General features: G+C 67.1%; 26 protein-coding genes. 4 read left to right on the forward strand and 22 right to left on the reverse strand.

Annotation, left to right across the window (positions count from 1 at the left end; translation table 11 throughout):
- Nucleotides 1-32: 32 nt before the first annotated feature.
- The 17 genes from HMPREF1868_RS06855 to prfA form a co-directional block, all read right to left on the reverse strand.
- Nucleotides 33-1,436 (reverse strand): phosphohexomutase domain-containing protein, encoded by a 1,404-nt coding sequence (locus HMPREF1868_RS06855; protein ID WP_062531449.1) that lies wholly within the window; start codon nucleotides 1,434-1,436, stop codon nucleotides 33-35.
- 15 nt (nucleotides 1,437-1,451) lie between these two features.
- Entirely contained in the window at nucleotides 1,452-2,360 is a 909-nt protein-coding gene (locus tag HMPREF1868_RS06860; RefSeq protein ID WP_062531450.1) for a UTP--glucose-1-phosphate uridylyltransferase, read from the reverse strand.
- 40 nt (nucleotides 2,361-2,400) lie between these two features.
- Nucleotides 2,401-2,820 (reverse strand): metal-dependent transcriptional regulator, encoded by a 420-nt coding sequence (locus HMPREF1868_RS06865; protein WP_009278175.1) that lies wholly within the window; start codon nucleotides 2,818-2,820, stop codon nucleotides 2,401-2,403.
- Nucleotides 2,821-3,014: 194 nt separating this feature from the next.
- A complete protein-coding gene (murA, locus tag HMPREF1868_RS06870) occupies nucleotides 3,015-4,298 on the reverse strand; it encodes a UDP-N-acetylglucosamine 1-carboxyvinyltransferase (RefSeq protein ID WP_062531451.1) in 1,284 nt (427 codons plus the stop codon).
- A gap of 14 nt (nucleotides 4,299-4,312) precedes the next feature.
- Nucleotides 4,313-4,744, reverse strand: coding sequence for an ATP synthase F1 subunit epsilon (gene atpC / locus HMPREF1868_RS06875; RefSeq protein ID WP_009278177.1), 432 nt, complete (start codon nucleotides 4,742-4,744; stop codon nucleotides 4,313-4,315).
- An 8-nt stretch (nucleotides 4,745-4,752) separates the two neighbouring features.
- Nucleotides 4,753-6,231: a F0F1 ATP synthase subunit beta gene (atpD, locus tag HMPREF1868_RS06880; protein WP_062531452.1), complete on the reverse strand. Its 1,479-nt coding sequence runs from the start codon at nucleotides 6,229-6,231 to the stop codon at nucleotides 4,753-4,755.
- Nucleotides 6,231-7,145, reverse strand: coding sequence for an ATP synthase F1 subunit gamma (gene atpG / locus HMPREF1868_RS06885; RefSeq protein WP_062531453.1), 915 nt, complete (start codon nucleotides 7,143-7,145; stop codon nucleotides 6,231-6,233). The genes atpD and atpG overlap by 1 nt, the downstream gene beginning before the upstream one ends.
- Before the next feature lie 6 nt (nucleotides 7,146-7,151).
- Nucleotides 7,152-8,810 carry a F0F1 ATP synthase subunit alpha gene (gene atpA, locus HMPREF1868_RS06890; protein WP_009278180.1) on the reverse strand — a complete coding sequence of 553 codons (1,659 nt, stop codon included), beginning with the start codon at nucleotides 8,808-8,810 and terminating at the stop codon, nucleotides 7,152-7,154.
- On the reverse strand, nucleotides 8,807-9,280 hold the full coding sequence (locus HMPREF1868_RS06895; protein WP_009278181.1) for a F0F1 ATP synthase subunit delta: 474 nt from the start codon (nucleotides 9,278-9,280) through the stop codon (nucleotides 8,807-8,809). Before HMPREF1868_RS06895 ends, atpA begins: the two co-directional genes overlap by 4 nt.
- Nucleotides 9,270-9,878 (reverse strand): F0F1 ATP synthase subunit B, encoded by a 609-nt coding sequence (gene atpF / locus HMPREF1868_RS06900; RefSeq protein ID WP_009278182.1) that lies wholly within the window; start codon nucleotides 9,876-9,878, stop codon nucleotides 9,270-9,272. Before atpF ends, HMPREF1868_RS06895 begins: the two co-directional genes overlap by 11 nt.
- A gap of 45 nt (nucleotides 9,879-9,923) precedes the next feature.
- Entirely contained in the window at nucleotides 9,924-10,118 is a 195-nt protein-coding gene (atpE, locus tag HMPREF1868_RS06905) for an ATP synthase F0 subunit C (RefSeq protein ID WP_009278183.1), read from the reverse strand.
- A gap of 94 nt (nucleotides 10,119-10,212) precedes the next feature.
- A complete protein-coding gene (gene atpB, locus HMPREF1868_RS06910) occupies nucleotides 10,213-11,010 on the reverse strand; it encodes a F0F1 ATP synthase subunit A (protein WP_009278184.1) in 798 nt (265 codons plus the stop codon).
- 46 nt (nucleotides 11,011-11,056) lie between these two features.
- Nucleotides 11,057-11,251 (reverse strand): hypothetical protein, encoded by a 195-nt coding sequence (locus HMPREF1868_RS06915; protein WP_040656693.1) that lies wholly within the window; start codon nucleotides 11,249-11,251, stop codon nucleotides 11,057-11,059.
- A gap of 320 nt (nucleotides 11,252-11,571) precedes the next feature.
- Nucleotides 11,572-12,213, reverse strand: coding sequence for a uracil phosphoribosyltransferase (upp, locus tag HMPREF1868_RS06920; protein ID WP_062531454.1), 642 nt, complete (start codon nucleotides 12,211-12,213; stop codon nucleotides 11,572-11,574).
- A gap of 84 nt (nucleotides 12,214-12,297) precedes the next feature.
- Nucleotides 12,298-12,777, reverse strand: coding sequence for a ribose 5-phosphate isomerase B (rpiB, locus tag HMPREF1868_RS06925; RefSeq protein WP_009278187.1), 480 nt, complete (start codon nucleotides 12,775-12,777; stop codon nucleotides 12,298-12,300).
- A 116-nt stretch (nucleotides 12,778-12,893) separates the two neighbouring features.
- A complete protein-coding gene (prmC, locus tag HMPREF1868_RS10210; RefSeq protein WP_062531455.1) occupies nucleotides 12,894-14,450 on the reverse strand; it encodes a peptide chain release factor N(5)-glutamine methyltransferase in 1,557 nt (518 codons plus the stop codon).
- Between the two features lie 75 nt (nucleotides 14,451-14,525).
- Complete coding sequence (gene prfA / locus HMPREF1868_RS06935) at nucleotides 14,526-15,593, reverse strand: peptide chain release factor 1 (RefSeq protein WP_062531456.1); 1,068 nt, start codon at nucleotides 15,591-15,593, stop codon at nucleotides 14,526-14,528.
- A gap of 191 nt (nucleotides 15,594-15,784) precedes the next feature.
- Here prfA and HMPREF1868_RS06940 point away from each other — a divergent pair, with 191 nt between their 5' ends.
- Nucleotides 15,785-17,152 carry a hypothetical protein gene (locus HMPREF1868_RS06940; RefSeq protein WP_062531457.1) on the forward strand — a complete coding sequence of 456 codons (1,368 nt, stop codon included), beginning with the start codon at nucleotides 15,785-15,787 and terminating at the stop codon, nucleotides 17,150-17,152.
- 48 nt (nucleotides 17,153-17,200) lie between these two features.
- Here HMPREF1868_RS06940 and HMPREF1868_RS06945 read toward each other — a convergent pair whose 3' ends face one another.
- Both HMPREF1868_RS06945 and rpmE read right to left on the reverse strand, forming a co-directional pair.
- A complete protein-coding gene (locus HMPREF1868_RS06945) occupies nucleotides 17,201-18,631 on the reverse strand; it encodes an NAD(P)/FAD-dependent oxidoreductase (protein ID WP_062531458.1) in 1,431 nt (476 codons plus the stop codon).
- A gap of 104 nt (nucleotides 18,632-18,735) precedes the next feature.
- Nucleotides 18,736-19,149 carry a 50S ribosomal protein L31 gene (rpmE, locus tag HMPREF1868_RS06950; protein WP_062531459.1) on the reverse strand — a complete coding sequence of 138 codons (414 nt, stop codon included), beginning with the start codon at nucleotides 19,147-19,149 and terminating at the stop codon, nucleotides 18,736-18,738.
- Nucleotides 19,150-19,350: 201 nt separating this feature from the next.
- Between rpmE and HMPREF1868_RS06955 the strand changes: the two genes are divergently transcribed.
- Nucleotides 19,351-20,142 carry a type III pantothenate kinase gene (locus tag HMPREF1868_RS06955; protein ID WP_062531460.1) on the forward strand — a complete coding sequence of 264 codons (792 nt, stop codon included), beginning with the start codon at nucleotides 19,351-19,353 and terminating at the stop codon, nucleotides 20,140-20,142.
- A gap of 63 nt (nucleotides 20,143-20,205) precedes the next feature.
- On the opposite strand, the gene HMPREF1868_RS06960 is transcribed toward HMPREF1868_RS06955, so the two are convergent.
- From HMPREF1868_RS06960 to HMPREF1868_RS06970, 3 genes are all read right to left on the reverse strand, one after another.
- The gene (locus HMPREF1868_RS06960) at nucleotides 20,206-20,811 is read right to left on the reverse strand and encodes a hypothetical protein (protein ID WP_156439441.1); all 606 of its coding nucleotides are present in this window, start codon (nucleotides 20,809-20,811) and stop codon (nucleotides 20,206-20,208) included.
- Nucleotides 20,798-22,234: a dihydropteroate synthase gene (gene folP, locus HMPREF1868_RS06965; protein WP_062531462.1), complete on the reverse strand. Its 1,437-nt coding sequence runs from the start codon at nucleotides 22,232-22,234 to the stop codon at nucleotides 20,798-20,800. Before folP ends, HMPREF1868_RS06960 begins: the two co-directional genes overlap by 14 nt.
- Nucleotides 22,235-22,383: 149 nt before the next feature.
- On the reverse strand, nucleotides 22,384-23,121 hold the full coding sequence (locus HMPREF1868_RS06970; protein ID WP_009278196.1) for an NAD-dependent protein deacylase: 738 nt from the start codon (nucleotides 23,119-23,121) through the stop codon (nucleotides 22,384-22,386).
- A 61-nt stretch (nucleotides 23,122-23,182) separates the two neighbouring features.
- Between HMPREF1868_RS06970 and HMPREF1868_RS06975 the strand changes: the two genes are divergently transcribed.
- Together HMPREF1868_RS06975 and HMPREF1868_RS06980 are read left to right on the forward strand one after the other, a co-directional pair.
- Nucleotides 23,183-24,163: a patatin-like phospholipase family protein gene (locus HMPREF1868_RS06975; protein WP_062531463.1), complete on the forward strand. Its 981-nt coding sequence runs from the start codon at nucleotides 23,183-23,185 to the stop codon at nucleotides 24,161-24,163.
- Nucleotides 24,164-24,490: 327 nt separating this feature from the next.
- Nucleotides 24,491-25,276 carry an exodeoxyribonuclease III gene (locus HMPREF1868_RS06980; protein ID WP_062531464.1) on the forward strand — a complete coding sequence of 262 codons (786 nt, stop codon included), beginning with the start codon at nucleotides 24,491-24,493 and terminating at the stop codon, nucleotides 25,274-25,276.
- Nucleotides 25,277-25,568: the final 292 nt, after the last annotated feature.

The following is a 25,568-nucleotide window of genomic DNA, read 5'->3' on the forward strand; positions in this document are numbered from 1 at the left end:
TCCTGTCGAATGCCCGTCGCTGGTCGGCGGCGTCATTCCATCGAGTGCATGCCCCTTCTCGCAATCTCGCATGCCGCATCGATCAGCTCGTCCCGGCGGACGATGTCACTCGCCTCGGCGCAGATGCGAACCACCGAGCTCGACCTTGAGGGGCGAATCGAGAGCCAGGAGTCGTCGGCGAACGTCAGCTTCAGCCCGTCTGCGTGGCTGACCTCGCGAGGCACCTCGCCACAGACCACGTGTGGATTGAGTCCTGGCAAGACATTCCTGAACGATTGGACCGCCGCAGGCTCGAGCCGCAGGTCCTTCCTTCGGTAGTCCATATGGCCGATCTTCTCCACTTGCTCGTTTACCAAGGCTCTGATGCCAACCTTGCGCGTTGCAACCATCTCTATGAGATAGAGCGCGGCAAGCAGGCCATCCCTGCCCGGAAAGAAGGAGGGGAACGCCATTCCCCCATACTCCTCCACGCCAAGAAGCACGTCGCCCTCGCGCGCTTCCTCGTAGATTCGCTGGAAGCCGACCGGAACCAAGGTGAAGGGACATCCGAGCCGACGCGCCTGCCGCTCAAGCCGCGCGGAACAGGAAAGGGTTCCCACAACACGACCTCGCCGGCCCCTGTCGTGCACGAGGTGCTCGAGCACGAGCGGAACCATGTGATGAGGCGAAACCAGCCTGCCCTCCGCGTCGACAATCGCGCAGCGACTACAGTCACCATTGAGCACTATTCCCAGGTCCGCCTCCGAATCGACGACCGCAGCCTCGCAATCGTCGACCCATGGCTCGCAGGCACGGGGATGGATTCCGCCAATCGTCTCGGACTCCTCCGCGTGAATCTCTCTCACGTCGCAGCCCAGCGAGTGGAGCAGGCCGGAAAGAACCCCTCGGCCTGGACCGTACATGGGGTCGACCACCACCTTGAGACGCGAGCTCAAGACCTTGCCCTGGTCGATGCGAGACCGAAGGGCGAGGAGATAGGCCTCTGTGAAGTCGCCGCTCGTCGTCTTGCCCAAGTCGAAGGCGGGCATGGACGTGACGAGCGCGTCGGCCTCCTCCACGAACGTCTGCGCAAGGGGGCCACCGTCCGCGCCCCGCGCGAGTATGCCACCGTACTCGCAGGAGGCCTCGCTCCCCGTGACCATGACCGCGCCGACGCAGCCTTTCCTACGCGCCGCCTCCCATGAAAGCGCGGGCAGGGGGCAGGGGGCGTCTGACACAACCGTGTTGAGTCCGAACGAAGCCAGGACGCCACCTGCAAGGCGGGCGAACTCGGGCGAATCCCTGCGCGAGTCATAGCCCACGAGGACCGTCGCCGCGGGAGAGGCGCTCGCCCAAAAGAGGCCGAGCCCTCCCACGAGACGGGCTACGCCCGTCTCGTCAAACCCCTCGTCATATCTGGCCAACCAGCCATTGGGACCCAGATGCACCTGCCGCATGTGGCCTGCTTTGCCCTAGGCCAGGGACTTTGCGGCACGAGGGCCGAGCGCTTCCACGAACGCCGCCCTGGAAGCGGGGTCGGCGAGCGCGACGCGCGCGTTAGTCGCGGCCCAAGCAGCAGGCGTGCCCGTATCACAACCCTCGCTCGGGTCCACCACCAGCGCGTACATCTCCTCCTTCTCGAGAAGGCGCACCATGGCGTCGGTGAGTTGGATCTCTCCGCCAGCGCCAGGACCCTGCGTGGCGAGGAGCTCCATGACACGAGGGCTCAGGAGGTAGCGGCCGACGATGAAGAGGTGACTGGGCGCATCCTCTGGCGCGGGCTTCTCAACCATGCCCGTGACCCTCCAGACGGCCCCTTCCTCCTCGCCGGAGGCGTCGCAGCCCGGCAGGCACCCGACGCACTCGCCACCGACGATGCCGTAGCGGCTCACCTGGTCTGCCGGCACGGGGGCGACGGCGATGACCGAGGCGCCACCATGCGCGCGCGAGACCTCCGCCATGTTCACGCACATCTTGCGGTCGGGCACGAAGTAGTCGCCGAGCAGGACGAAGAAGGGCTCGTCCGACGGCACGGCATCACGCGCACAGAGGACGGCGTGCCCGAGCCCCTTGGCCTCGTTCTGGTACACGAAGGAAACGGGAAGGCTGCCTGCCTGGTGCACGGCGTCCGCCTCGCTGTCCTTGCCCCTCTCTCGCAGCATTGACTCGAAGCCGCCGTCGACGGAGAAGTAGGCCTCGATCTGGGGCTTCTCCTTGGAATTGATGATGACGACCTCGTCCACGCCCTCGGGCTCCAGCGCCTCCTCGACGACGTACTGGATGACGGGCTTGTTGAGCACCGGCAGGAGCTCCTTGGGCATGCTCTTCGTCGCGGGAAGGAAGCGCGTCCCCAGTCCTGCTGCCGGTATGACTGCCTTCATCTGCCTGTCCTTTCGATGACGGTTTTTGCGACGATCGGGACTACTCCACGGAGATGCCCTGCTTCTCCAGGTATCCCAGCCACTTCTGCTGGGTGTCATACGAGAGTGCGTGCTCCATGAGACAGGCCTCGGCGTCAGCCCTCTCGGGATCGACCCCAAGGTCGCGCTGCAGGAAGGCTCGAATCATGCGATGGCATTTCCACACGTGGGCGGCGTACTCGGTGCCCTCTTTGGTGAGCTGGACGCGGCCGTAGCGGTTCTGCTCCACGTAGCCGGCTTCCTTGAGGGTGGCGATGGCCTTGTTGACGCTCGCCTTGGAGACCTTGAGCTGGTCGGCGACGTCGACGGAGCGGACGCCCTCGGTCTCGCCAGTCTCGGTCATGATGCGGTATATGGATTCGAGGTAGTCCTCGTTGGCCATCGTGAGCGCGTGGCGCTCGCCTTCAGTGGGTCTTGGCATGCTGCCCTCCGTTGCGAGTGGGGACGACGTTAAGACTTAGACGCTTCTGACTTATACCCAATTGTCGGCCTTGGGGCCATTTTTTGCGACCGTCGAGTCGGCCGAGCGGGCCGAGAGCCCACCCGACGCAAAGCCGAAGCCCCGGACGAAGGCGTCGTCCGGGGCTTCGGCGGGCAAGCGAGCGGGGTCGCCGGCTACTCCTCGTCGCCGTCCGGCTTCTCTACCGCAAGACGCCTGACACGCGCGCCGAGCGCCTGGAGCTTGGGAACGAAGTTCTCGTAGCCCCTGTCTATGTGATGGATGTCGGACACCGTCGTGATGCCATCCGCGACAAGGCCGGCCATGACGAGCGCCGCTCCGCCCCTGAGGTCGGGCGAACGCACCTCGGCACCCGAGAATCGCCGAACGCCATGGACTATGGCATGGTGCCCCTCGATGCGAATGTCGGCGCCCATGCGCTGGAGCTCGCTCGCGAACATGAAGCGGTTCTCGAAGACGTTCTCGGTGATGACGCAGGAGTCGCTCCCCTGGGCAAGGAGGCACATCGTCTGCGCCTGCATGTCGGTGGGGAATCCGGGAAAGGGCAGGGTCTGGATGTCGACCGAGCGCAGGGGGTGCGAACGGCTCACGGTGCAGCAGTGCTCGCCGCGCGCGATGCCGATGCCCATGGACTCGTACTTCTTGAGGACCAGCCCGAGGTGGACCGGCTCGAAGCCCCGGACGGTGACGGGCTCCCCGCAGAGGCCGGCCATCGCAATGAAGGTGCCCGCCTCGATGCGGTCCCCAACGACCCGATGGTTGACGGGGTGGAGCTCTCCCACCCCCTCGACCTCTATCACGGGAGACCCGGCGCCGCGCACCTTGGCGCCCATCTCGTTGAGGAGGTTGGCGAGGTCGACGATCTCGGGCTCACGGGCGGCGTTGTCTATGGTCGTGGTCCCCCTTGCGTGGACCGACGCCATCATGAGGTTCTCGGTGGCACCGACGCTCGCGAAGTCCAGGGTGACCGTAGACCCCACCAGGCCGTCGGGCGTGGTGGCGTGGATGTTCCCGTGGTCGATGTCGAAGCTCACGCCCAGGGCCTCCAGGCCCAGGATGTGCATGTCGATCTTGCGGGCGCCGATGTTGCAGCCACCCGGCATGGCGACGACGGCCTCGCCGAAGCGGGCGAGAAGGGGACCGAGCACCGCCGTCGATGCCCTCATCTGGGCCACGAGGTGATACGGGGTCTCCCAGCGGTTGACGTCGGAGGTGTCGATGACGAGCTCGTGCTCGCCCCTGACGTCGATGTGCGCGCCAAGGTACTTGAGCACCTTTCCCATGACGTGGACGTCAGAGATGTTGGGCACGTTGGTAAGGGTCGTGACGCCAGGGGCCATGATGGTGGCCGCCATGAGCTTCAGGGCGGAGTTCTTTGCCCCCTCCACCGTGACCTCGCCGGCAATGGGGTAGCCCCCCTCGACCTCGATGACTTCCAAAGCGCCCTCCCAGGCTATGAGGCAGCCTCTTCGTCCCCAGCCGCATGCTTCAGGAGGAGGTTGCACCACTTGATCTTGTTCTCATAGTATGCGCGACGCGGGTCTCCCTCGGGAAGGGCGTCACGCGAGTCCATGGCGTCCTGCCGCGTGTCACGGACGACGTCCGGCTCGATGTCGTCCGTGCGACGTGCATGGTCGGCGAGGATGATGACGCTCTTGTCATCAATCTCGGCGTAGCCGCCGGAGATGACGACGCGCACCTCTCCCCCACCATCCTCCGGGGTCGCGTGCAACCTCACCACGCCATCTCCCAAGGAGCAGATCTCGGCGGCATGGCCGGGCCAGACGCCCAGCTCTCCGCTGTGGGTCACCAGGACCAGGCTGGAGACCGGCCCCTCGTAGAGGAGCCGGTCGGGCCTGACGAACTGACAGTTAAGCTCTGCCATGTGCATTCCTACTCCGCGCTCTCCGCGCTCATCTTGGCAGCGCGCTCGCGCACGTCCTCGATGGTGCCGGCATAGCGGAAGGCCTGCTCGGGCAGGTCGTCACACTTGCCGTCCACGATCGCGGCAAACGAGCGGACGGTGTCGTCGACGGAGCAGTAGGTCCCGGGGTTGCCCGTGAACTTCTCTGCCACATGGAAGGACTGCGAGAGGAACTGCTGGATCTTCCTCGCGCGGGCGACGACGAGCTGCTGCTCCTCGGAGAGCTCGTCCATGCCCAGGATCGCGATGATGTCCTGGAGGTCCGAGTACTCCTGGAGGGTCTCCTGGACAGCCATGGCCACGCGGTAGTGCTCCTCGCCGACGATGCTGGGGTCAAGCGCCGAGGACGAGCTCGCAAGCGGGTCGACGGCCGGATAGATGCCCAGCTCGGTGATGGAGCGCGAGAGGACCGTGGTCGCGTCGAGGTGCGTGAAGGTCGTGGCGGGCGCGGGATCGGTGAGGTCGTCCGCAGGAACGTAGACGGCCTGGACCGAGGTGATCGAGCCCTCCTTCGTCGACGTGATGCGCTCCTGCAGGTCACCCATCTCGGTTGCCAGCGTGGGCTGGTAGCCGACGGCGGAGGGCATGCGTCCCAGCAGCGCCGAGACCTCGGAGCCCGCCTGCGAGAAGCGGAAGATGTTGTCGATGAAGAGAAGGACGTCCTGCCCTTGGTCGCGGAAGTACTCGGCGGTGGTCAGGCCGGCGAGCCCGACGCGCAGGCGGGCTCCAGGCGGCTCGTTCATCTGCCCGTAGACCAAGCAGGTCTTCTCGATGACGCCGGATTCCGTCATCTCGAGGAAGAGGTCGGTGCCCTCGCGGGTGCGCTCGCCGACGCCGGTGAACACCGAGGTGCCGCCGTGCTCCTGGGCGAGGTTGTTGATGAGCTCCTGGATGAGGACCGTCTTGCCCACGCCGGCGCCGCCGAAGAGGCCGGTCTTTCCGCCACGGACGTAGGGCTCGAGCAGGTCGATTGCCTTGATGCCCGTCTCGAAGATCTCGGTCTGGGTGGTGAGCTCGTCGAAGGCCGGGGCGGGGTGGTGAATGGGGTAGTACTGGACGTCGTCTGGCACGCCCTTGCCGTCCACGGGGTCGCCCATGACGTTCCAGACGCGGCCGAGCGTGGAGGGGCCGACCGGCATCATCATGGGATGCCCGGTGTCCTTGACCTTGAGGCCCCTCTGCAGGCCATCGGTCGAGGACATGGCGACGGCGCGGACGACGCCGCCAGCCAGCTGCGACTCCACCTCGAGCACCGTGTGCACCTCGCCCACCGGCGTCATGTCATCCACGACGAGGGCGGTGTAGATGCTGGGGACCTTGCCGTCGAACTTGACGTCGACGACGGGGCCGACAATGCGGACGATGGTGCCGGTGCCGACGCTCCTGTTCATCTGGTTGTAGGTGGCCTCCTCGAGGAGGGAGCGCGCCTGCGCTGTTGTCTCTGACATTAGTTGTCCTCCAATGCGGAAGCGCCGCCGATGATTTCGTTCAGCTCGGTGGTGATGCTTGCCTGGCGCTCGCGGTTGTAGGTGCGGCTCAGGGAGCCGAGGACCTCCTTGGCGTTGTCCGTGGCGGACTGCATGGCCCGCCTGCGGGCGCCGTGCTCCGCTGCTGCGGAGTCGAGCAGGGCGTGATAGATGACGGTCCTGATATAGGCCGGCATGAGGTAGCCCAACACCTCGCTGGCGGAGGGCTCGAACGCATAGTCCGTGTACGCGGCGTGCTCGACCTTGCTCATCGCCTCCGGAGTGCGCGGCTTATTGGGCATCATGAGCTGCTCGCGGGTGACGGGAAGCAGCCTCTCGCTCACCTGCGTCTGGTCCACGCGGTTCTTGGCGTGCCAGTAGACCAGCTCGACACGGTCGAACCTGCCCGACGCGTAACCGTCCATGACGTAGGAGGCGATGCGATCGGCCTCGTCGCGGCTTGGCTCGGACGACATGCCGACGAACGAGAGGACGGGACGTATCTTGCGATACGTGAAGTATTCCGTGGGCTTGCGCCCGCACGTGATGACCGACGCGCCGATGCCACGCTTCTGCAGATCGCGCATCTGGCGTTCGACCGAGCGCTGCGGGAGGATGTTGAAGCCTCCCGCCAGGCCGCGGTCGGACGCGACGAGCACGAAGAGCACGTTCCTCTCGCTCAGACGACGCGCAAGGAGAGGCTGCGACTCGTCGAAGCCCGCGCTGGCAACGTTTGCCAGCATGTTGGTGATGGCCTCCTTGTAGGGCCCCGCCTCCTCGGCCTTGCTGAGGGCCTTGTGGATGCGTGCCGTGGAGATCATCTCCATCGTGCGCGTGATCTGCATGGTGCTCCGGATGGAGCTCATGCGCCGCGATATCTCACGAAGGTTCGCCATGCCGGCCTACCCCCGCGTCTTCCCCGACGAAGGCTCGGCAGAGTCGCTTGCGACGTCCTCCGCAAGCTCCTCCACGTTCGTCGCCTGACCCCTGTTGGGGTGCTCGAGGAGGAACTCCTCCTTGAAGTGCGCGATGTGGGCCTTGATGCGCTCGCCCGTCTCGTCGTCGATCTTCTTGTCCCTGAGGCTCGCGCGGAGCTGCGGATGGCGCTCGGCCATGTAAGCGGCGAGCTTGTCGCGGAAGAGCGTCACGTGCTCGAGGTCGATGTCGTCGAGGAAGTCCTCCTTGGCGGCAAAGATCGAGATGACCTGGTCGGCCACGTCGAGTGCGGCATAACGCGGCTGCTTGAGCAGCTCCATCATGTGGGCACCGTGGTTGAGCTGGTACTGCGTCGTCGCGTCGAGGTCGCTGCCAAACTGCGAGAAGGCCTGCTTCTCTCGATAGCTCGCGAGGTCGAGGCGCAGCGTGCCCGCCACCTGCTTCATGGACTTGAGCTGCGCGGCACCACCCACGCGCGAGACGGAGATGCCCACGTCGACCGCAGGGCGCTGGCCCTGGAAGAAGAGGTTCGACTGCAGGTAGATCTGGCCGTCGGTGATGGAGATCACGTTAGTGGGGATGTAAGCCGAGACGTCGCCCTCCTGGGTCTCGATGATCGGGAGCGCCGTGAGCGACCCGCCGCCGTTGGCATCGGAGAGCTTGCAGGCACGCTCGAGCAGGCGAGAGTGCAGGTAGAAGATGTCACCAGGATAGGCCTCGCGTCCGGGCGGACGATGCAGCGTGAGCGACATCTGCCTGTAGGCGACCGCCTGCTTCGAAAGGTCGTCGTAGACCACCAGGACGTGCCCGCCGGGATGCTCGGCGTCGGCGGGGTTCCCGTTGGCATCGTTGTACATGAAGAACTCGCCGATGGCGGCTCCGGCCATGGGGGCGATGTACTGCATGGGGGCGGAGTCGGCTGCCGTGGCGGCGACGATGATCGTCTTGTCCAGGACGCCCCTCCGTGCGAGGGACTCCCTAATCGCTGCGACGGTAGACGCCTTCTGGCCGATGGCGACGTAGATGCAGACCATGTCGGTCTCGCGCTGGTTGACGATGGCGTCGATGGCGATGGCCGTCTTGCCCGTCTTGCGGTCACCGATGATGAGCTCGCGCTGGCCGCGTCCGATGGGGACCATGGCGTCGATGGCGAGAAGACCGGTCTGGACGGGCTCGCAGACAGGCTGGCGCTCCATGATACCTGGCGCCTTGAACTCGATGGGCCGACGATGCGCGGTGTCGATCGCACCCATGCCGTCGATGGGCTGTCCGAGGGGGTTCACGACGCGGCCGAGCATGGCCTGTCCCACGGGGATGTCCATGACGTGGCCGGTGGTGCGGCACTCGTCACCCTCCTTGATGGCGTCGACGTCACCGAAGAGGACGGCGCCGACCTCGTCCTCGTCCAGGTTCTGGGCGAGGCCGTAGACGCTGCGGCCCGTGGCCGAGCTCGTGAACTGCAGGAGCTCGCCCGCCATGGCGGTCTTAAGCCCCGAGACGTGCGCGATGCCGTCTCCGACCTCGGTGACGACCGAGGCCTCCTGCATGTCGACCGTCGCGTTGATCTGGGCGAGCTGCGTTCGCAGCGTGTCCATGATCTCGACGGAGCTGATCTTGTCTGTCATTGCTCATCACTTCCGATGAAGGTTGAGGAGAGCGTCTTGCGGATGTTCGCAAGCTGGGCCCTCACGGAGGCGTCAAAGCGCTTGCCGCGCGCCTCGAACACGATGCCTCCAAGAATGCTGGGGTCCACGCGCTCGACGAGGTACACCGGCGCCTTGAGGTCGGACTCGGCCTTCGCCTTGACCTTTGCGCGCAGCTCGTCGTCCATCGGGACCGAGGTGGTCACGGTGACCGAGACGGTGTTGTCCTCGCTGTCCAGAATCTCCTTGTACTGCCGGGCTACCTTGTCCACCAGTCCCAAGTCGTCGCTCTCGTGCATGGCGCTCAGGGTCTCGAGGACCTCCGGGGAGAACTTGCGCGCATGCTGCCATTGGACGAGGTCGGCGTTGGCCCTTCCCTCGCTGCGGCCGGCCTCGATTAGGGCCCTGGCATACGCCTCGATCTTCTCGTCTTCGCCGCGCTTAGTGCTCATCTGGGGCACTCACTTCCGCGAGGTATTTCTCGGCCAGCTTGCGCTGCTCGTCCTCGCTGAGGTCGTTGCCGATTATCTTGCTCGCGATCTCGACCGAGAGGTCGACGACGGAGCTCGAGAGCTCGATCATCGCCTTGCGACGCTCGGAGTCGACGGCGCCGTGCGCCTTTGCGATGACGTCGCTCGCGTCGCGCTGGGCGCGAGCGAGGATCTGGGAGCGCTCCTCCTCCGCCTCGCGCTTGGCACGGGAGATGATCGCGTCGGCTTCGTGGTTCGCCTCGAGGATGCGTGCCTCGTAGCTCTTTGCGCTCTCTGCGGCCTCCGCCTTGGACCGTGCGGCCGCGTCGAGGTCGTCCTGGATCTTCTGCTGGCGCTGCTCCATCATCGAGAGGATCGAGGGCCACGCGAGCTTCGCGAGGACGACCCAGATGATGAGGAACGCGATGAGCGCCGGTACGAACTCGGCGGGCTTCGGCAGCAGGAGGTCGGCTCCGCTGGGCGACTCCGCCAGAGCCAAGGCGGGCGTCAGAAGCGTCGCCGCACCCGCGGTGACGGCGACGACCGCCCCTCCTCCGGCAACCCGTATGTCTTTGCTCATGAATGCCTCCAACTAGCGATTTGCGCGTACCTGCGGCACGCCTCGCTACTTAGCGATGAGCGTGACAACGAAGCCGATCAGTGCCAGGGCCTCGACGAAGGCGGACGCGAGGATGAACGTCGTGAACAGACGGCCCTGAACCTCGGGCTGACGTGCCATGGAGGTAGTGGCGCCGTACGCTGCCAGGCCGATGCCAAGACCCGCGCCGATAACACCAAGACCGTATCCGATAACTCCCACGATTCCTCCTTTGTCATTCGCCCCGGGACGGGACGAGTACCATGACTTGCTATGCACGAGCGGGCGTGGCCCCGCTGGATGCCCTATGTTGGGGCTACTCGCTCTCGACGAGCTGGATGTAGACGGCCGAGAGGAGCGTGAAGACGTACGCCTGGATGATGCCCACCAGAATCTCGACGATGTAGATAATCAGGAGCAGCAGGACCCAGAAGATGGATGCGCCAGCCTGACCCAGCGCCGCCGCGGAGAAGCCCTGCAGCAGGGGCTGGACGAAGAGGGAGGCGAGGATGGCGAAGGTCCCCATGACCACGTGCCCGGCGAACATGTTGCAGAAGAGTCGGACGGCCAGGGTGATCAGGCGCAGGAAGGTCGAGACGAGCTCGATGGCCCAGACGAGGACGTTCATGGGAAACGACACGCCTTCGGGGGCGAGGCTCTTGATGTAGCCGATCACGCCGAGGCGCTTGCAGCCCAGGACGACGAAGTAGACGAAGGAGCAGAGCGCGAGCGCGGCGGTCACACCGATGGTGCCCGTACCGGGATGGCAGCCGGGAATGACCCCCACGATGCTGTTGCAGACGATGAAGAAGAAGAGGGCGGCGAGGAAGGGGAAGTGCTTCTTCCAGGTGTCACCCAGGATGGACTTGCACATGTCGTCGCGGACGAACTCGACGACGTACTCCATGCCGTTGACGAAGGTGCCCTGCGGAACGAGGCTCGACGCCTGCTTCCTTTTGAAGACGAAGATGACGACGAGCAGGAGGGCGAGGGCCACGCACATCCAGAAGATGTAGTTGGTGAGCCCGACCGTCGTGTCACCGACGATGGCATGGGTCATGAAGCCGTCGAGAAGCTCATCCATGGCCTCGGGCAACTTGGAAAGCGCGTCCACTTGTCCTGTCCTTTCCCTCTCGCCTCGTCAGCGGCTGCCGGCGCGGCTACCCGCCTTGTCCGTCGCGCGGGTTTGCCGCGTGCCAGGCACGTACGCTCTCTGCCGTCCAGATGGCGAGGAAGGTCGCCACGACGCTGACGCCAAACGAGAAGACGTTCTCCCTGTCGACCAGATAGGCCACCGCGATGGCGCAGGACATGGTGCCAAACGAGAGGAGCACGCCCGCGACGCCGAGTGCCATATCTGGCTTCTTACCCCAACGATGCACCCCCTCAAACAGCAGAGCGCCCGGAATCGCGCCGACCGCACCGACGGCAAGGCCAAAAAGCGCTGCTATGGGCACTCCCATGGCCGACCTCCGGGCGCGTAACGCGAAACGTCTGGATTCTAGTCTCTGCCACTGCGAAAAACCAGAGCCTTGTCTTTGGGAAAGGCGCCCCTTGCCTGCTCCGAGGAGTGGGATGGGCGCCCTACCAGCTTCTATACAAAATGTCATGCCGACCGAACTGTGTCAGTACCGTGAAGCGCACCGCCTGCGGCGCACGGATGCCGCGGGAAGCCCTACTTGGTGCCGTAGATGCGGTCGCCCGCGTCGCCCAGGCCGGGCAGGATGTAGGCGTTCTCGTTCAGCTGGCGGTCGAGGGCACAAGTGTAGAGGCGCACCTCGGGATCGAAGTCGAGCACTGCCTTGACGCCCTCGGGGGCGCTGACCAGCGTGAGGGCGCGCACGTCCTTAACACCTGCCTCGCGCAGGAACTGGATGGCCGCGGTGAGCGAGCCGCCCGTCGCGAGCATGGGGTCGACGATGAGGCAGGTGCGGTTCTCGATGTCCTGGGGGAACTTGCAGTAGTACTGGTGGGGCTCGTGGGTCTCGGGGTCACGGTACATGCCCACGTGGCCCACGCGCGCGGAGGGGACGAGGCTCAGGATGCCGTCCACCATGCCGAGGCCGGCGCGAAGGATGGGGATGATCGCGACCTTCTTGCCGGCGATGCGCTTGCAGATCGTCGTCTCGAGCGGGGTCTTGACCTCGACGTCCTCGAGGGGGAAGTCCCTCATCGCCTCGTAGCCCTCGAAGATGGCCAGCTCGCTCACCAGCTCGCGGAACTGCTTGGTGCTCGTGTTCTCGTCGCGCAGGATGTGCAGCTTGTGCTGCACCAGCGGGTGGTCGATGACGGTCAGGCGCTTCTCGTCGAACTCCATATGAGGGACCCTTCTCCTCTTGCTGAACGTGTTCGCGCTTGATTCTATCTCAGGTGGAGCCCAGGGCACGGACGCAAGACGCCCTTACCCCTGGACGTCCAGGTCCTCGGGCACGCCGGCGAAGCTCGGGTCGTCCTCGCGCATGGCCTTGGCGACCCGGCCCTCGTGGCGTCCGCCTGCGAACTCGGTGTCGAGGAACTTGTCCACGATCTCCTCGTTGGTCGCAAGTGGCGTGAAGCGTCCGGACACGCAGAGGACGTTGCCGTCGTTGTGCTCGCGGAAGAGCTCGGCGAACTGGGGCGTCTGGATGACCGCGGCCCGCACGCCGGGGACCTTGTCTGCCGTGACCGCCATGCCGATGCCCGTGCCGCAGATGAGCACGCCACGGTCGGCCTCGCCGGAAGCGACCTTGCGCGCGACCTTGTCGGCGAAGTCGGGGTAGTCACAGCGCAGGGCCTGGGAAGGCCCGAGGTCGATGACCTCGTGTCCCCGCCCCGCGATGTAGGCGGCCAGCGCGGGCTTCTGGTCGAACCCGGCGTGGTCAGATGCTATCGCAACCCTCATGGGGCGCTCCTCTCCTCGAAGTCTGGGGTGCCCGCCTCGGGGCCCTAGGGGAGAGGATAGCGCGCGGGCGGCATGGCGTGCGCCGCCGCGCCCGCCCGTACCGCCCAGCGGCGGGGCTAGAGCCCCGCGACCCGCAGGACCTCGTCGGCCGGAATGGCCCCCTCGCGGAGGATGACGGGCCTCTCGCCCACGCAGGAGACGATGGTGGACGCGACGGCGACGGGCGCGGGACCCCCGTCGAGCGTGAGGTCCGCCATGGCGACGAGCCTCGCCTCGACCGCGTCACCGCTGGTGGCGGACGGCGAGCCGTGGGTGTTTGCGCTGGTGGTGGCCAGGGGCACCCCAAGCTCGCGCGCAAGCCGCCTGACGAGGTTAGAGTCGGGGCAGCGCAGGGCGATGGTGTCGTCCCCCGGAAGGACGTACTCCCGCGGGACGAGCTCGCTCGCGCGGACGACGAGCGTGAGGGCCCCCGGCCAGAGCTCGCGCGCGAGGGCAAGGGCCCAGGCGGGCAGCTCCCTGCCGAAGCGCTCGAGGTCCTCTGCGTCCGCGACGAGCCAGGGCAGCGTCTGGGCGCGGTCGCGCCCCTTGATCTGGAAGATGCGCCCGTGGCCCGGGTTCTGCGGCGTGGCGGCGCAGCCTATGCCGTAGACCGAGTCCGTGGGCATGACCAGGACCCCGCCGGCAGAGAGCACGCGCGAGGCCTCCCTGAGCACGTCCGGGGACGGGTCGTCCTGGTCGACCGGCACGACGCGCCGGGGCGTGCAGAGCTCCCCGCCCTCGGCGAGGCTGCCCTCGCGCCACGCGACGAGGAAGCGGGGGCGGTGGGTGAGGTCCTCGCGGACCTCGACGGACGCCCAGCCCCCCTGGGACCGGCAGAGCTCCGCCGCGGTCGCGACGTTGTCCTCGAAGAGCTCGACGCAGAGGAGCCCTCCCGGCCTGAGGGCACGGGGGGCGAGCTCGAGGATGCGCCTGAGGACGTCCAGCCCGTCCTCGCCGCCGTCCAGCGCGAGGCCGGGCTCGTAGCCCACGACCTCCTCGGGCAGGGTGGGGACGACGGCGGAGGGGATGTAGGGTGGGTTCGATACGAGCACGTCGAAGCCACCCATGAGGTCCTCGTCGACGCCAGAGGCGAGGTCGCACTCGATGACGTCGACGCTTCGGCCCACGCCAAGGGCGTCGCGGTTGCGCGCCGCGAGGGCGACCGCCCGGGGCGAGAGGTCCGTCGCCACGACGCGCGTCCCCTCGCGCTCGGAGGCGATGGAACAGGCGATGCAGCCCGTCCCGCAGCCAAGCTCGAGCACCTGTGCGGAGTGGCCCGCCGCGACCGCGCGGTCGACGCCCTCGAGGGCCACGTCCACGAGGACCTCGGTCTCGGGCCGCGGTATGAGGACGCCGCGCTCGCAGCGCAGGACTATGTGGCGGAAGGGCATCTCGCCCGTGACGTACTGGAGGGGCTCTCCGGAGCCGCGCCTCACGACCGCATCGTGCATCCCGTCGAGCTCCTCCTGGGTGAGGGGCCGGTCGAAGTTGGTATAGACCTCGACGCGCGAGAGTCCCGTCACGTTGTTGAGCAGCCACTCGGCCGAGAGGCGAGGGTGCTCGTCCCCCTTGCGCTCGAGGTAGCCCGTGGTCCAAGACAGGATCTTGCCCACCGTCCAGGCTTCTTCCGCCATCGTCCTTCCTCTCAAGACGGGCGTGGCGCCGACCCTGCCGACGCCACGCGAACCCAATTCCTGTTCCTTGCCCCGTCACACCGCCTGGGCGAGCTTCTCCGCACGCTCCGCCGCCGCGAGGGCGTCGATCACGCTGGGCAGGGTGTCGCCCAGGAGCACGCCGTTGTAGGTCCCGTTGAAGCCGATGCGGTGGTCGGTCACGCGGTCCTGCGGCTGGTTGTAGGTGCGAATCTTCTCGGAGCGGTTGCCATGGCCGATCTGAGCGAGACGCGAGGCACCCTGCTCCGCCTGCTGCTTCTCGAGCTCCATCTCGTAGAGGCGAGCGCGCAGCATCTGCATGCAGACCTCACGGTTCTGGATCTGGGAGCGCTGGTCCTGGGACTGCACCACGGTGTTGGTGGGCAGGTGCGTGATGCGCACGGCGGAGTAGGTCGTGTTGACGCCCTGGCCACCGGGACCCGACGCGCAATAGGTGTCGATCCTCAGGTCCTCCTGGGAGATCTGGATGTCGATCTCGTCTGCCTCGGGAAGGACGGCGACGGTCGCCGTGGAGGTCTGGATGCGCCCCTGGCTCTCGGTCTTGGGGATGCGCTGCACGCGGTGGACTCCGCTCTCGTACTTCATGACGGAGTAGACCTTGTCGCCCGTGACCTTGAACTCGATGGTCTTGAAGCCACCTGCCTCGGAGGGGCTGGACGAGAGGACCTCGACCTTCCACTTGCGGGCGGAGGCGAAGCGCTCGTACATGTTGAAGAGGTCGCCCGCGAAGATGCCGGCCTCGTCGCCACCCACGCCCGCACGAATCTCGACGATGGTGTCCTTCTCGTCGTTGGGGTCGCCGGGAATCAGCATGACCTTGATCTGGTCCTCGAGCCCGGGCAGCTTTGCCTCGTTGGACGAGATGTCGTCCTGGAGCATCTCCTTCTCGTCAGTGTCCGCGGCGTCGTGCAGCATCTCCTTGGCGACCTCGATGTCGTCGAGCGCCTGCACGTACTCGCGGGCCTTCGCCACGAGCTCGGCCTGGTTGGCATGCTCCTTGGCGATGCGCGCGTACTCCTTGGGGTTCGAGACGACGTCGGGATCGACCATCCTCTTCTCGAGCTCCTCGTACGCGGCGATGAGCTTCTCTAGCTTGTCTCGCATGGTGTCACTCCTTGCACGCGCCGCGGCGCAGCCCGCCAGGGCGAATCGTTCGTGTTCAGCGATACGAAGTCTACCACCGCAAACCCGCGGCTATTCCGCCGGGCGTCCCGTCCCACGCTGCGCACACGATGCCATCGCTGGCAGCCCTGTGGCAGACTGGGGAGGAAGCGGGCTCGAGGGCGGGAGGCGCGATGGACGAGGACGGCCGCGGGAGGCTCCGCCCCGAAGGCGGGGAGGCAGATGGGAGGGACGCGGATGCTGAGGCCCAGAAGACCGCACTCCAGCCCACCGTCGCCAACGCGCGGGCGAGGGCCGGCGGACGCGATGGGGCGGGCGAGGGGTCTCTCCCCCGCCCCGAGGACGGCCTGGTCGCCCGGGCCGGGGCAGGCGCCGCCCGAGCGGGCGCCCTTCTTGCCGCACATCGCCTGGCCACTCTCCTGACCGGCGCCGCCATCGCGCTCCTCGTGGTGGTGGGGACGCTGCTGAGTCCTGTCATGGCAGGCACTCCCGACGCCACGCGCGTGAGGGCCGACGCGCTCGCGCACACGCCCGTCCCCACGCACGACGGGGGACCCTGGAACCATGACGGCGTTCTCATTGCCACGGACGCGCAGCTCAGGGAGAAGTCGACCGAAGCGTCTGGGGGCATCTCCGCCCGCACCACCGTGACCTACTCGGACGGGAGTGTCGAGGCGAGCTGGGATGCCATCCTGCTCTACCAGAGGTCCGACGGGTCATGGGAGCTGGAGTCCATCGACGTCCCCCAAGCCGCGAGCTGGAGGCCGACCTCCGGCCCCGACCATCAGAAGCTGCTCGCGTCCCTGGAAGCGCTCCTCACCCGCGCCGAGGCGAGGCTCGACTCGCAGGGCGACGACGGGGAAGAGAGCCTCGCCAACCTGTACCGGGACTGCGAGGCCAGCGTCACCAACGACGAGCTCGACGTCGCGGCACGCCTCGACAAGATGACCGTCCGCTGCAGCAAGCAGGAGGGCTTCGCCTCGCGAAACTGCGACCTGAGCCTGACCCTGCGCTTCGTCACGGCAAGCGGCGTCTGGGAGCTCACCGACGTCAGCGTGAGCGACGGGGCGAAGGAGCTGGGATACGAGCCGCTCAAGGGCAGCTGGTCCGGCAGCTTCCGAACCCAGTCGTCGAGCGGACACAAGTGCCTGTCCGGACGGGACGCCGGGCTTCGGCTAAGCATCGACGAGGTCGCGACGAGCGGCGACACCACCATGATCGCAGGCACGTTGGACGGCGTCGCGCACTTCCATCCCGAGCCCGAGCGGGACAGCACGGGCTGCGACGGGGACTCCGCGCTCGAGTCCCTGGCCTTCACGGGCACGCTCCAGGACGGCTCCGACGGCCTCGTCTTCGACTGCGAGACCGCGGACGACGTGCGAGGGAGCGTGAGCTTGAGGCTCGAGTTCGGGAATGCGCAGAACCCCTCCGCCGCGACGGCGACGCTCGTCTCCACCCACGACTACCAAGACAGCTTCCTGCTCGTCCCCTACCAGAGGACGGCGCGCTACGAGGACGAGTTCGTGCTGAGAAAGGTGTGACGCCGGGACCCCGACGCCACACCCTCCCACGCCGTCCCTTGGTCCGTGCTACTCGGACGCGAGCCTCTCTCCCATGAGCAGGCCCATCACGCTGGCCATCATGAGGCCGCGGGTCCAGCCACTGGAGTCGCCCAAGCAGTGCAGGTGGGCGACGTTGGTGTCGAAGTTCTCGTCCATGCCCACGCGGTTGCTGTAGAACTTGAGCTCGGGCGCATAGAGCAGGGTCTCGTCGGCGGCGAAGCCCGGGACCACCTTGTCCACGGCCTTGATGAACTCGACGATCTCTATCATCGCGCGGTAGGGCATGGCGGCGCTGATGTCTCCCGCCTCGGCGTCGGGCAGGGTGGGCACCACGTTGGAGCGAGTGAGCTCCTTGGGCCAGGTGCGCTTGCCGTCGAGCAGGTCACCGAAGCGCTGCACCAAGATGTGCCCGGCTCCGAGCATGTTGCAGAGCTTCCCCACGTTGCGCGCGTACACGATTGGCTGGTCGAAAGGCTTGCGGAAGTTGAACGAGACGAGCACGGCCAGGTTGGTGTTGGGGCTCTTGCGCTCCTTGTAGCTGTGGCCGTTGACCACTGCGAGGTCGCCGTCGTAGTTCTCCTGGCTCACGAAGCCGCCCGGGTTCTGGCAGAAGGTGCGCACCTTGTTCCGGAAGGGGTCTGGATAGCCCACGAGCTTGCTCTCGTAGAGCACGCGGTTGACGTCGTCCATGACCTCGTTGCGAACCTCGACGCGCACGCCGAGGTCGACGGGGCCGGCGGAGTGTGCGATGCCATGGGCCTCGCACATGTCGTCGAACCAGGCGGCGCCACGGCGCCCGGTGGCAACGATCGTCTCGCCCGCCTCGATGCGGGTCCTGACGCCATGGACGTCGCTCACCACGGCACCCTGGCAGCCACCCCCTTCCACGACGACCTCGTCGCACTCGTGCTGGAAGAGGATATGCACGCCCCCCTCGACGAGGGTCCGCTCTATGCGGCCATAGATCTCTTGCGCCTTCTCGGTCCCCAGGTGGCGGATGGGGCAGTCGACCAGCTTGAGGCCCGCCTTGATGGCGCGACGCCGGATGTTGGCGACCTCCTCCGGGTGCTCGAGCCCCTCGATGTGGGGGTCGGCCCCGAAGTCGAGGTAAATCTGGTCGACGCGTCCGATGGTCTCTTGCGCGAGGCGCTCGCCGATGAGCGTGGGCAGGTCCCCGCCAACCTCGTGGCTCAGCGAGAGCTTGCCGTCAGAGAAGGCGCCGGCGCCCGAGAAGCCCGTGGTGATGCGGCAGGGCTTGCAGCCCACGCAGTGGCCCGTCTTCTCCTTGGGGCAGGAGCGGCGCTCGACGGGGAGCCCCTTCTCCACCATGGTGATGGAACGCGAGTCTCCCTTGCGCAGGAGCCCCAGCGCGGTGAAGATGCCCGCCGGGCCCGCCCCGATGATGAGCACGTCGGTCTTGATGGTGGCGAGGCCATGCTCGCCGGAAGCTTCGCTCATGCGCGTCTCCTCTCGGGTCTTGTGGCGCCGTCCCCCAACGGCACACAAAAGGAGAGGGACGACCTGTGCCGTCCCTCTCCTCCTTTGCTCTGGTCTAGCTGGGGTTACTCCGCGGCGGGGGTCTCCTCGGTGGCCTCGACAGGGGCCTCCTCGACGACCTTGGCGGCGTCGGCGGCAGCCTTCTTCTCGTACTCGGCAGCACGCTTGGCCTTCTCGGCAGCCTTCGCCTCGGCAGCGGCCTTGCGAGCGGCAGCCTGCTCGGCGGCCTTCTTTGCCTTGGCCTCCTTGGCGGCCTGGGCCTTGGCAAGCTGGGCCGCGGCGGCTCCACCGAACTTGTCGGAGAAGCGCTGGACGCGCCCTCCGGTGTCGACGAGCTTCTGCTGGCCGGTGTAGAACGGGTGGCACTTGTCACAGAGGTCAAGCGTCATCTCGCTCACCGTGGCGCGGGTCTTCCAGGTGTTGCCGCAGGTGCAGCGAACGGTGCACTCGACGTACTCGGGATGTATTCCTTGCTTCATTTCAGGACTCCTTCTTTCGGCCTGGTTTCCGACCAGACAAGGGGTGTCGAGGCAAACGCCAGGACAATTGAGCCTTGCTAGGTTACCACAGTGGTCGCATTCTCATACCAAGACTGTGGAAAAGTGGTGCAAGCCCACGCGCGGGGCGCCCGGTCCCGCCACGCTACACTGGTTGGGCGCAGGCGGATCCGAGGAGGAGAGATGCTGCTCGTCGTTGACGTAGGTAACACCCAGACCACGTTGGGGCTCTTTGGTCCGGACGACCAGCTCGCCCGCCAATGGCGCATGGCCTCCGACAAGACCGACACCGCCGACGAGCTCCACGAGCGACTCTACGGCTACTTCATGATGCTGGGCCGCAGCCTCTCCGAGGTGAACGACGTGGCCATTGCCAGCGTGGTTCCCATCCTCACCCAGGAATGGCTCTACATGATGGGACACGTCCTGGATGCCAGGGACGTGCTGCTGGTTGATCCCCGCCGCGACTGCGGCATCGAGGTGGACATGCCCGACCCCACCCAGGTGGGGGCGGACCGCATCGCCAACGCCGTCGCCGCCCGCGAGGCCTACGGCGATTCGGTCATAGTGGTGGACTTCGGGACCGCGACCAACATCGACGTGGTCGACGCGCGCGGACGCTTCAGGGGCGGGGCCATCATGCCCGGCCTGCTGCTGAGCGCCGGGGCACTCTTCTCGCACGCGGCGCGCCTCTCGAGCGTCCCCTTGGTGGTGCCCGAACGCGCCCTTGGCAACAGCACCGAGGCCGCCGTGCAGTCGGGCATCGTGATCGGCGCGGCCGCACAGGCCGAGGGCCTGGTGAGGCGCATCAAGGACGAGCTCGGCGAGCCCGATGCGACGGTGGTTGGCACGGGAGGGCTCTCGCGCGAGATCGCGAAGGCGACCGACCTCTTCGACGCCCTCGACCCCGACCTCACCATCCGCGGCATCAAACTCATCTGGGAGCATCGCGCCCGCAAGCGTGCCGTGCGCTAGGAAGGGCCGTTTGCCCGCAGAGGGCCTGGGGCCCACGCGGGCAGGCCCCCGCCCGACAACTGCCTACTCGCGGTCGGGCGACCTCAGGAGCGCCTGTTCGGCAGAGAACTCGAGCTCGTGTCCAGACTCGTCCACGACGGTGGCCCGGCCCCAGATGTCGAAGCCCGCAAGGCGCCCTCGCGCCATCACGCGCCCGTTGGGATACGTCACCTCGACCTCCCGGCCCATCCTGAGCTCATGGTCGAAGTAGTCGGGGAGAAACGCCGCCCACGGTCCCCCCGCAGACCTCCCAGCCGCGACATCCCCCTCCCAGGTGGACACGCGCTCGCGCACCGCCCGCTCAATCGCGGCGTCGTCAGGCATCGCGGCGTCGTCAGGCATCGCGGCGTCGTCCCCATCGCCCAAGGTACGCCTTATGGCGAGACGGACGAAGACGCCCCCGTCGTCGTAGCCGCCGCGACCGTCCAGCTCGAAGGCAGGCCTTCCCGCGGGGACGAGGGCGACGTCCCGCGGCCAGAGCAGACCCGCCTCGGAGTTCCCCGCATCGACGAGCGCGTCCATCACGCCCAGGCTCGCAACGGCGGGAAGGGCCACCAGGTAGCCCATGGGCACCCTTGGCCTCAGCGTGAGCTCGAGCTCCCCCACGCCAGCCCCCCTACTGCCAGTCAAGCTCGCCCAGCTCGCCCACCACATGCCCCACGCGGTCCTCGGGGGCATAGACGGGCACGCCGGCATGCATCAGGAAGCGGACGGGGTCGTGCATGAGGTCCTCCATAGGCACCAGGACGTAGTCCCTCTCGCCCAGGTGCGCGTGGGGAAGCGTGAGCTTGCGCCCTGCGTGCTCCTCGTCCTCGACGAAGACGAGGTCGCAGTCGATGGTCCTGGGGCCGTGACCCGCCTGCTCGGGGTCGCGCACGCGGCCGAGCCTCTCCTCGACGCCGAGGAGGGCGTCCATGAGGACGCTGGGGTGCAGCTCGCTGCGAAGCTCGGCCACGGCGTTGGCGACCGGGACCTTGATGCCGTAGGCGGGTTCGGTCTCGTACACGCGGCTCACCTGCACCACGCAGGTGAGCGGTATCTCGTTGATGAGCGCCACGGCACGGCTCAGGTAGTCCATGCGGTCGCCCACGCTCGAGCCCAGCGAGACGAAGGCCTGCCGCGCGTCGGCGCGGCTGACCGCCCAGTAGGAGTTGAGCGCCTCGGCCGTGAGGGCCACGTTGTGGACGCGCAGGATGCGCGCGCCAGACTCGATGGCGCTCAGGCAGATGCCCAGCGTGGCGGCATCGCGGGCTGGGGCGTCCGTCACGCCCGAGACAGCCCCGACCATGCGCTTGCGCGAGACGGCCGTGAGCACGGGGTATCCCATGGAGACGAGCTTGCGGGTGGCGCGCTGGATCACGACGTCCTGGTCCGCCGCCTTGTCGAAGCCCGGACCGGGATCGATGCAGATGCGGTCGTGGGCAACGCCCGCACGCATGAGGGAGCGCGCCTGATCGCCCAGGAAGCCCATGATCTCGCGCATGAGGGGGGCCTCCTCGGGCAGGGTGAAGCGTCGCGCGCTCGCCTGGACGCTGCGGGCCGCCACCGCACGCGCGGGAGTGCTGTCCAGGCGCACGGACTTGCGGCTGGACTGCCCGTTGCCGCGATTCCAATGCATGACCACGCAGCCACAGTCGGACTCGGCGGCGACGCGCACCATCTCGGGGTCGATGAAGCCCGTGACGTCGTTGACGATGGAGGCGCCCAGGCGAACGCAGACCTTGGCCACGGAGGCATGGCGCGTGTCGACCGAGACTATGGCGCTGGGCGCGGCGGCGAGGATGCCCCTGACCACGGGAACGACGCGCTCGGCCTCCTCGTCGGCAGCCACGGGCTCGTGGCCGGGCCGCGTGGACTCGCCCCCCACGTCGATGATGTCGGCGCCCTCGTCCAGCATGCGGAGGGCGTGCTCGACCGCGAGCTTGGGGTCGAGGTTCTCTCCCCCGTCCGAGAAGGAGTCGGGGGTGACGTTGAGGATGCCCATGATGCGGGGACGCGAGAGCGAGATCTCGTGACGGCCGCAACGCCAAAGCGAGTAGTCCTGTCGAAGCATGGGTCGGGTCCTCCCCTAAGGCTGAGGGGGACGCGCCCGCGCCCCCAGGGTGTTCCTTTGTGATTGTAGCGACTCCCGGCGGCCGGCCTTCCGCTCGGCCTGGCCCGGCGAGTCCCGGAACGGGAATTCCGGGCGAGAGGGGCCACGGCCTACCAGTCGAAGGCCCGGGCGATGTCACAGGCGCAGACCAGGTCCGCGCTCGCGTCCTGGGGCGTGGGCTGGAGGTTGCAGATGGCCAGCTTGTCTCCCCCGAAATAGCGCAGGAGCCCCGCGGCCGGGTAGACCACCAGGGAGGTGCCGCCCACGATAAGGAGGTCGCAGCTGGCAATCGCCCGGATGGCGGCGGTGATGACGGCCTCGTCCAACGCCTCCTCGTAGAGGACGACGTCAGGCTTCACGGGCCCGCCGCAGGCCTCGCAGCGGGGGACGCCCTCGGTCTTGAGGACCCACTCCTGCGAGTGGACGTGCCCGCAGCGCTGGCAGACGTTGCGATGGGTCGAGCCGTGGAGCTCGATCACGTTGCGCGAGCCTGCCGCCTGGTGGAGGCCGTCTATGTTCTGGGTCACGACGGCGCTGACGAGCCCCTCGCGCTCCAGCTCGGCGAGCTTGAGGTGCGCCTGGTTTGGCTTGGCGTCGGGGGCGCACATACGGCTGCGGTAGAAGTCGAAGAACTCCCGTGTGTGCTCCACGTAAAAACCGTGGCTAAGCATGACCTCGGGCGGGTAGTCAAAGTGTTGGTTGTACAGGCCGTCGGCGCTTCGGAAGTCGGGAATCCCGCTTGCCGTCGAGACGCCCGCGCCGCCGAAGAAGACCGTGTTCCCCGCGCCCTTCACGAGCGCCCCGAGCGCCGCTGCCGCCTCCCGTGGGTCAGTGATGGTCCTTGCCATGGCGGCCTCCCGTCGTTTGCCAGCGGCTCTGACTCTAGCACCAGGAAGGCGAGGTACCGGCATGAAGAAGCTCAGCTGCAACGTGGAGGGCTGCGCCCTCGTGTTCGAGGGCGGCGGCTATCGCGCCGCATACACCGCGGGAATCGCCCGCGTCCTTCTGGAGCAGGGAATCCACTTCCCCTTCGTCTGCGGCATCTCCGCGGGCTCCAGCCACACGGTCGACTACTGCTCGCGTGACCTCGCACGCACGCGCAACGCCTTCCTGGGCATGAGGCCCGAGGGCATACCCATCGCGGGCTTTGGCTCGGTGGTGCGCGGCAAGGGCTACTTCAACGCCGACTACCTCTACGAGGGATGCATCGCCGACGGCTTCATGCCCTTCGACTGGGACACCTTCCAGGCAAACCCCGCCCAGGTAGCCATCCAGGCCTTCGAGGTGCGGACGGGCCGCAGCGTGACCTTCACAAAGGACGACATGCGCGACAAGTACGACATGGTGGACAAGGTGCGCGCCAGCTCGACCCTGCCGGGGGTCATGCACCCCAAGGCGGTGGACGGCCGGCTCTTCATGGACGGCGGGCTGGGAGAGGGAGCAGGCCTTCCCCTGCACCTGGCCGAGCGCGGCGGCTACGACCGCTTCTTCTTCGTGGCGACCCGCCCGCACGGCTACCGCAAGGAGCCTCCCACCGAGCAGGAGCGCCGCGTCTACCGCGCCATCGCACACGGCCGACCCTACCTCCTGGACGCCCTCCTCACACGCTGGGAGAGGTACAACCGCGAGCTCACGCGCATCGAGCGCCTCGCGGACGAGGGTCGCTGCCTCATCGTGTACCCGGACGACATGCCCATAAGCTCGGGCACCACCGACAAGGCGAGGCTCCTGGCCGCCTATAACGAGGGGCATGCCCAGGCCATGCGTGACCTGCCCCGCTACCGCGAGTTCCTCTTTGGGGCGCCCGACGCGGGACCTCACCCAGACGAGGCGGCCCTCGCGCGCACCCTCGCGGCCATCGACGACGGATACGTGATCATCGAGGGCTGAGACGGCGAGGGGGCGGTGCTCGGGAGGTCGCGCAGACCCGTCGCGCCATGCGGGGACGGGCCCAAAGACGGCAAATCTCGTGAAATGCTGTCGTTTTTCGCATAAGGCCAGGTAAGCGAGAAAAGAGACAGCATTCTGCGAGAAATGCTGTCTTCTCTCCCTTGGCCCGTCCTCGTCGCGCACCCTGGCCGCAGCCCCGTCCCGCAAACGGATGCCAAGGTGGTGCCATATCCTGGACCAGCACGTATACTGGCCTGAGCGGGCACGGACACCCGCCCAAACGGACACGACGCCGGCGGGGCGACGCCCCCGCCAAGGAGGAGCGGCATGGCACAGAGCGAGGAGCGCGAGCTGAGGCTCGTCTCGTGGAACGTCAACGGCCTCAGGGCCGTCATGAAGAAGGACCCCAGCTTTCCCCAGATCTTCGAGGCGGCGGACGCCGACGTCTTTGCCATCCAGGAGACGAAGCTGCAGGAGGGCCAGCTCGACTTGGACCTCCCCGGCTACCATCAGACATGGAACTATGCCGAGCGCAAGGGCTACTCGGGCACCGCGGTCTTCAGCCGCGAGGAGCCGCTGCGGGTCATCAGGCAGATCGGCTGCGAGTTCGCAGACGACGAGGGCCGCGTGTGCGCCCTCGAGTTCGAGCGCTACTGGTTCGTGGACGTGTACACGCCCAACTCGAAGAACGGGCTCCTGCGCCTGGACGAGCGTATGGTCTGGGACAGGAGCTACCGCGAGTTCCTGTCGGGCCTCGCCAAGGAGAAGCCCGTGGTCACCTGTGGCGACTTCAACGTCGCGCACGAGGAGATAGACCTCAAGAACCCCGACACCAACCACATGAACGCAGGCTTCTCGGACGAGGAGCGCGAGGGCTTCGGCAAGCTCCTCGAGGCGGGCTTCGTGGACAGCTTCCGCCGTCTCTACCCCGACCGAGAGGACGCCTACAGCTGGTGGAGCTACCGCATGCGCGCCCGCGAGCGCAACGTGGGCTGGCGCATCGACTACTTCCTGGTGAGCGAGGACGCCGCGGGCGGCATCGTCGAGGCCTCGATCCTGGACGACGTCTACGGCAGCGACCACTGCCCCGTGCAGCTGACGCTCAGGGTATAGGCGAGAAGAGCCTCTCGCGTCGCAGTGCCAAATCTGGCCCCACACGCCTTTGCCGCGTGCGGGGCCCGACACTTGTCTGCAGGCCGCATGCGCCCGGGAAATCTGTCACAGGACTGTGACCCTTTACTTACGCTTTGGCGCAGGATTTGGGCCGTTGGCTGCCCATACACTCTTCTCGTCGATCGGAGGCGACCAAGAAAAGGGCTCATCGTCACTTCTGGTGGCCAGCACACTCCGACGCCAGCTGGGCCGAGAAATCCAGGCGTCCCAGCCCGAGGAAGGCCATGGCCCC

The organism is Olsenella sp. DNF00959 (assembly GCF_001553055.1).
In the GTDB taxonomy this organism is placed as follows: domain Bacteria; phylum Actinomycetota; class Coriobacteriia; order Coriobacteriales; family Atopobiaceae; genus Olsenella_I; species Olsenella_I phocaeensis.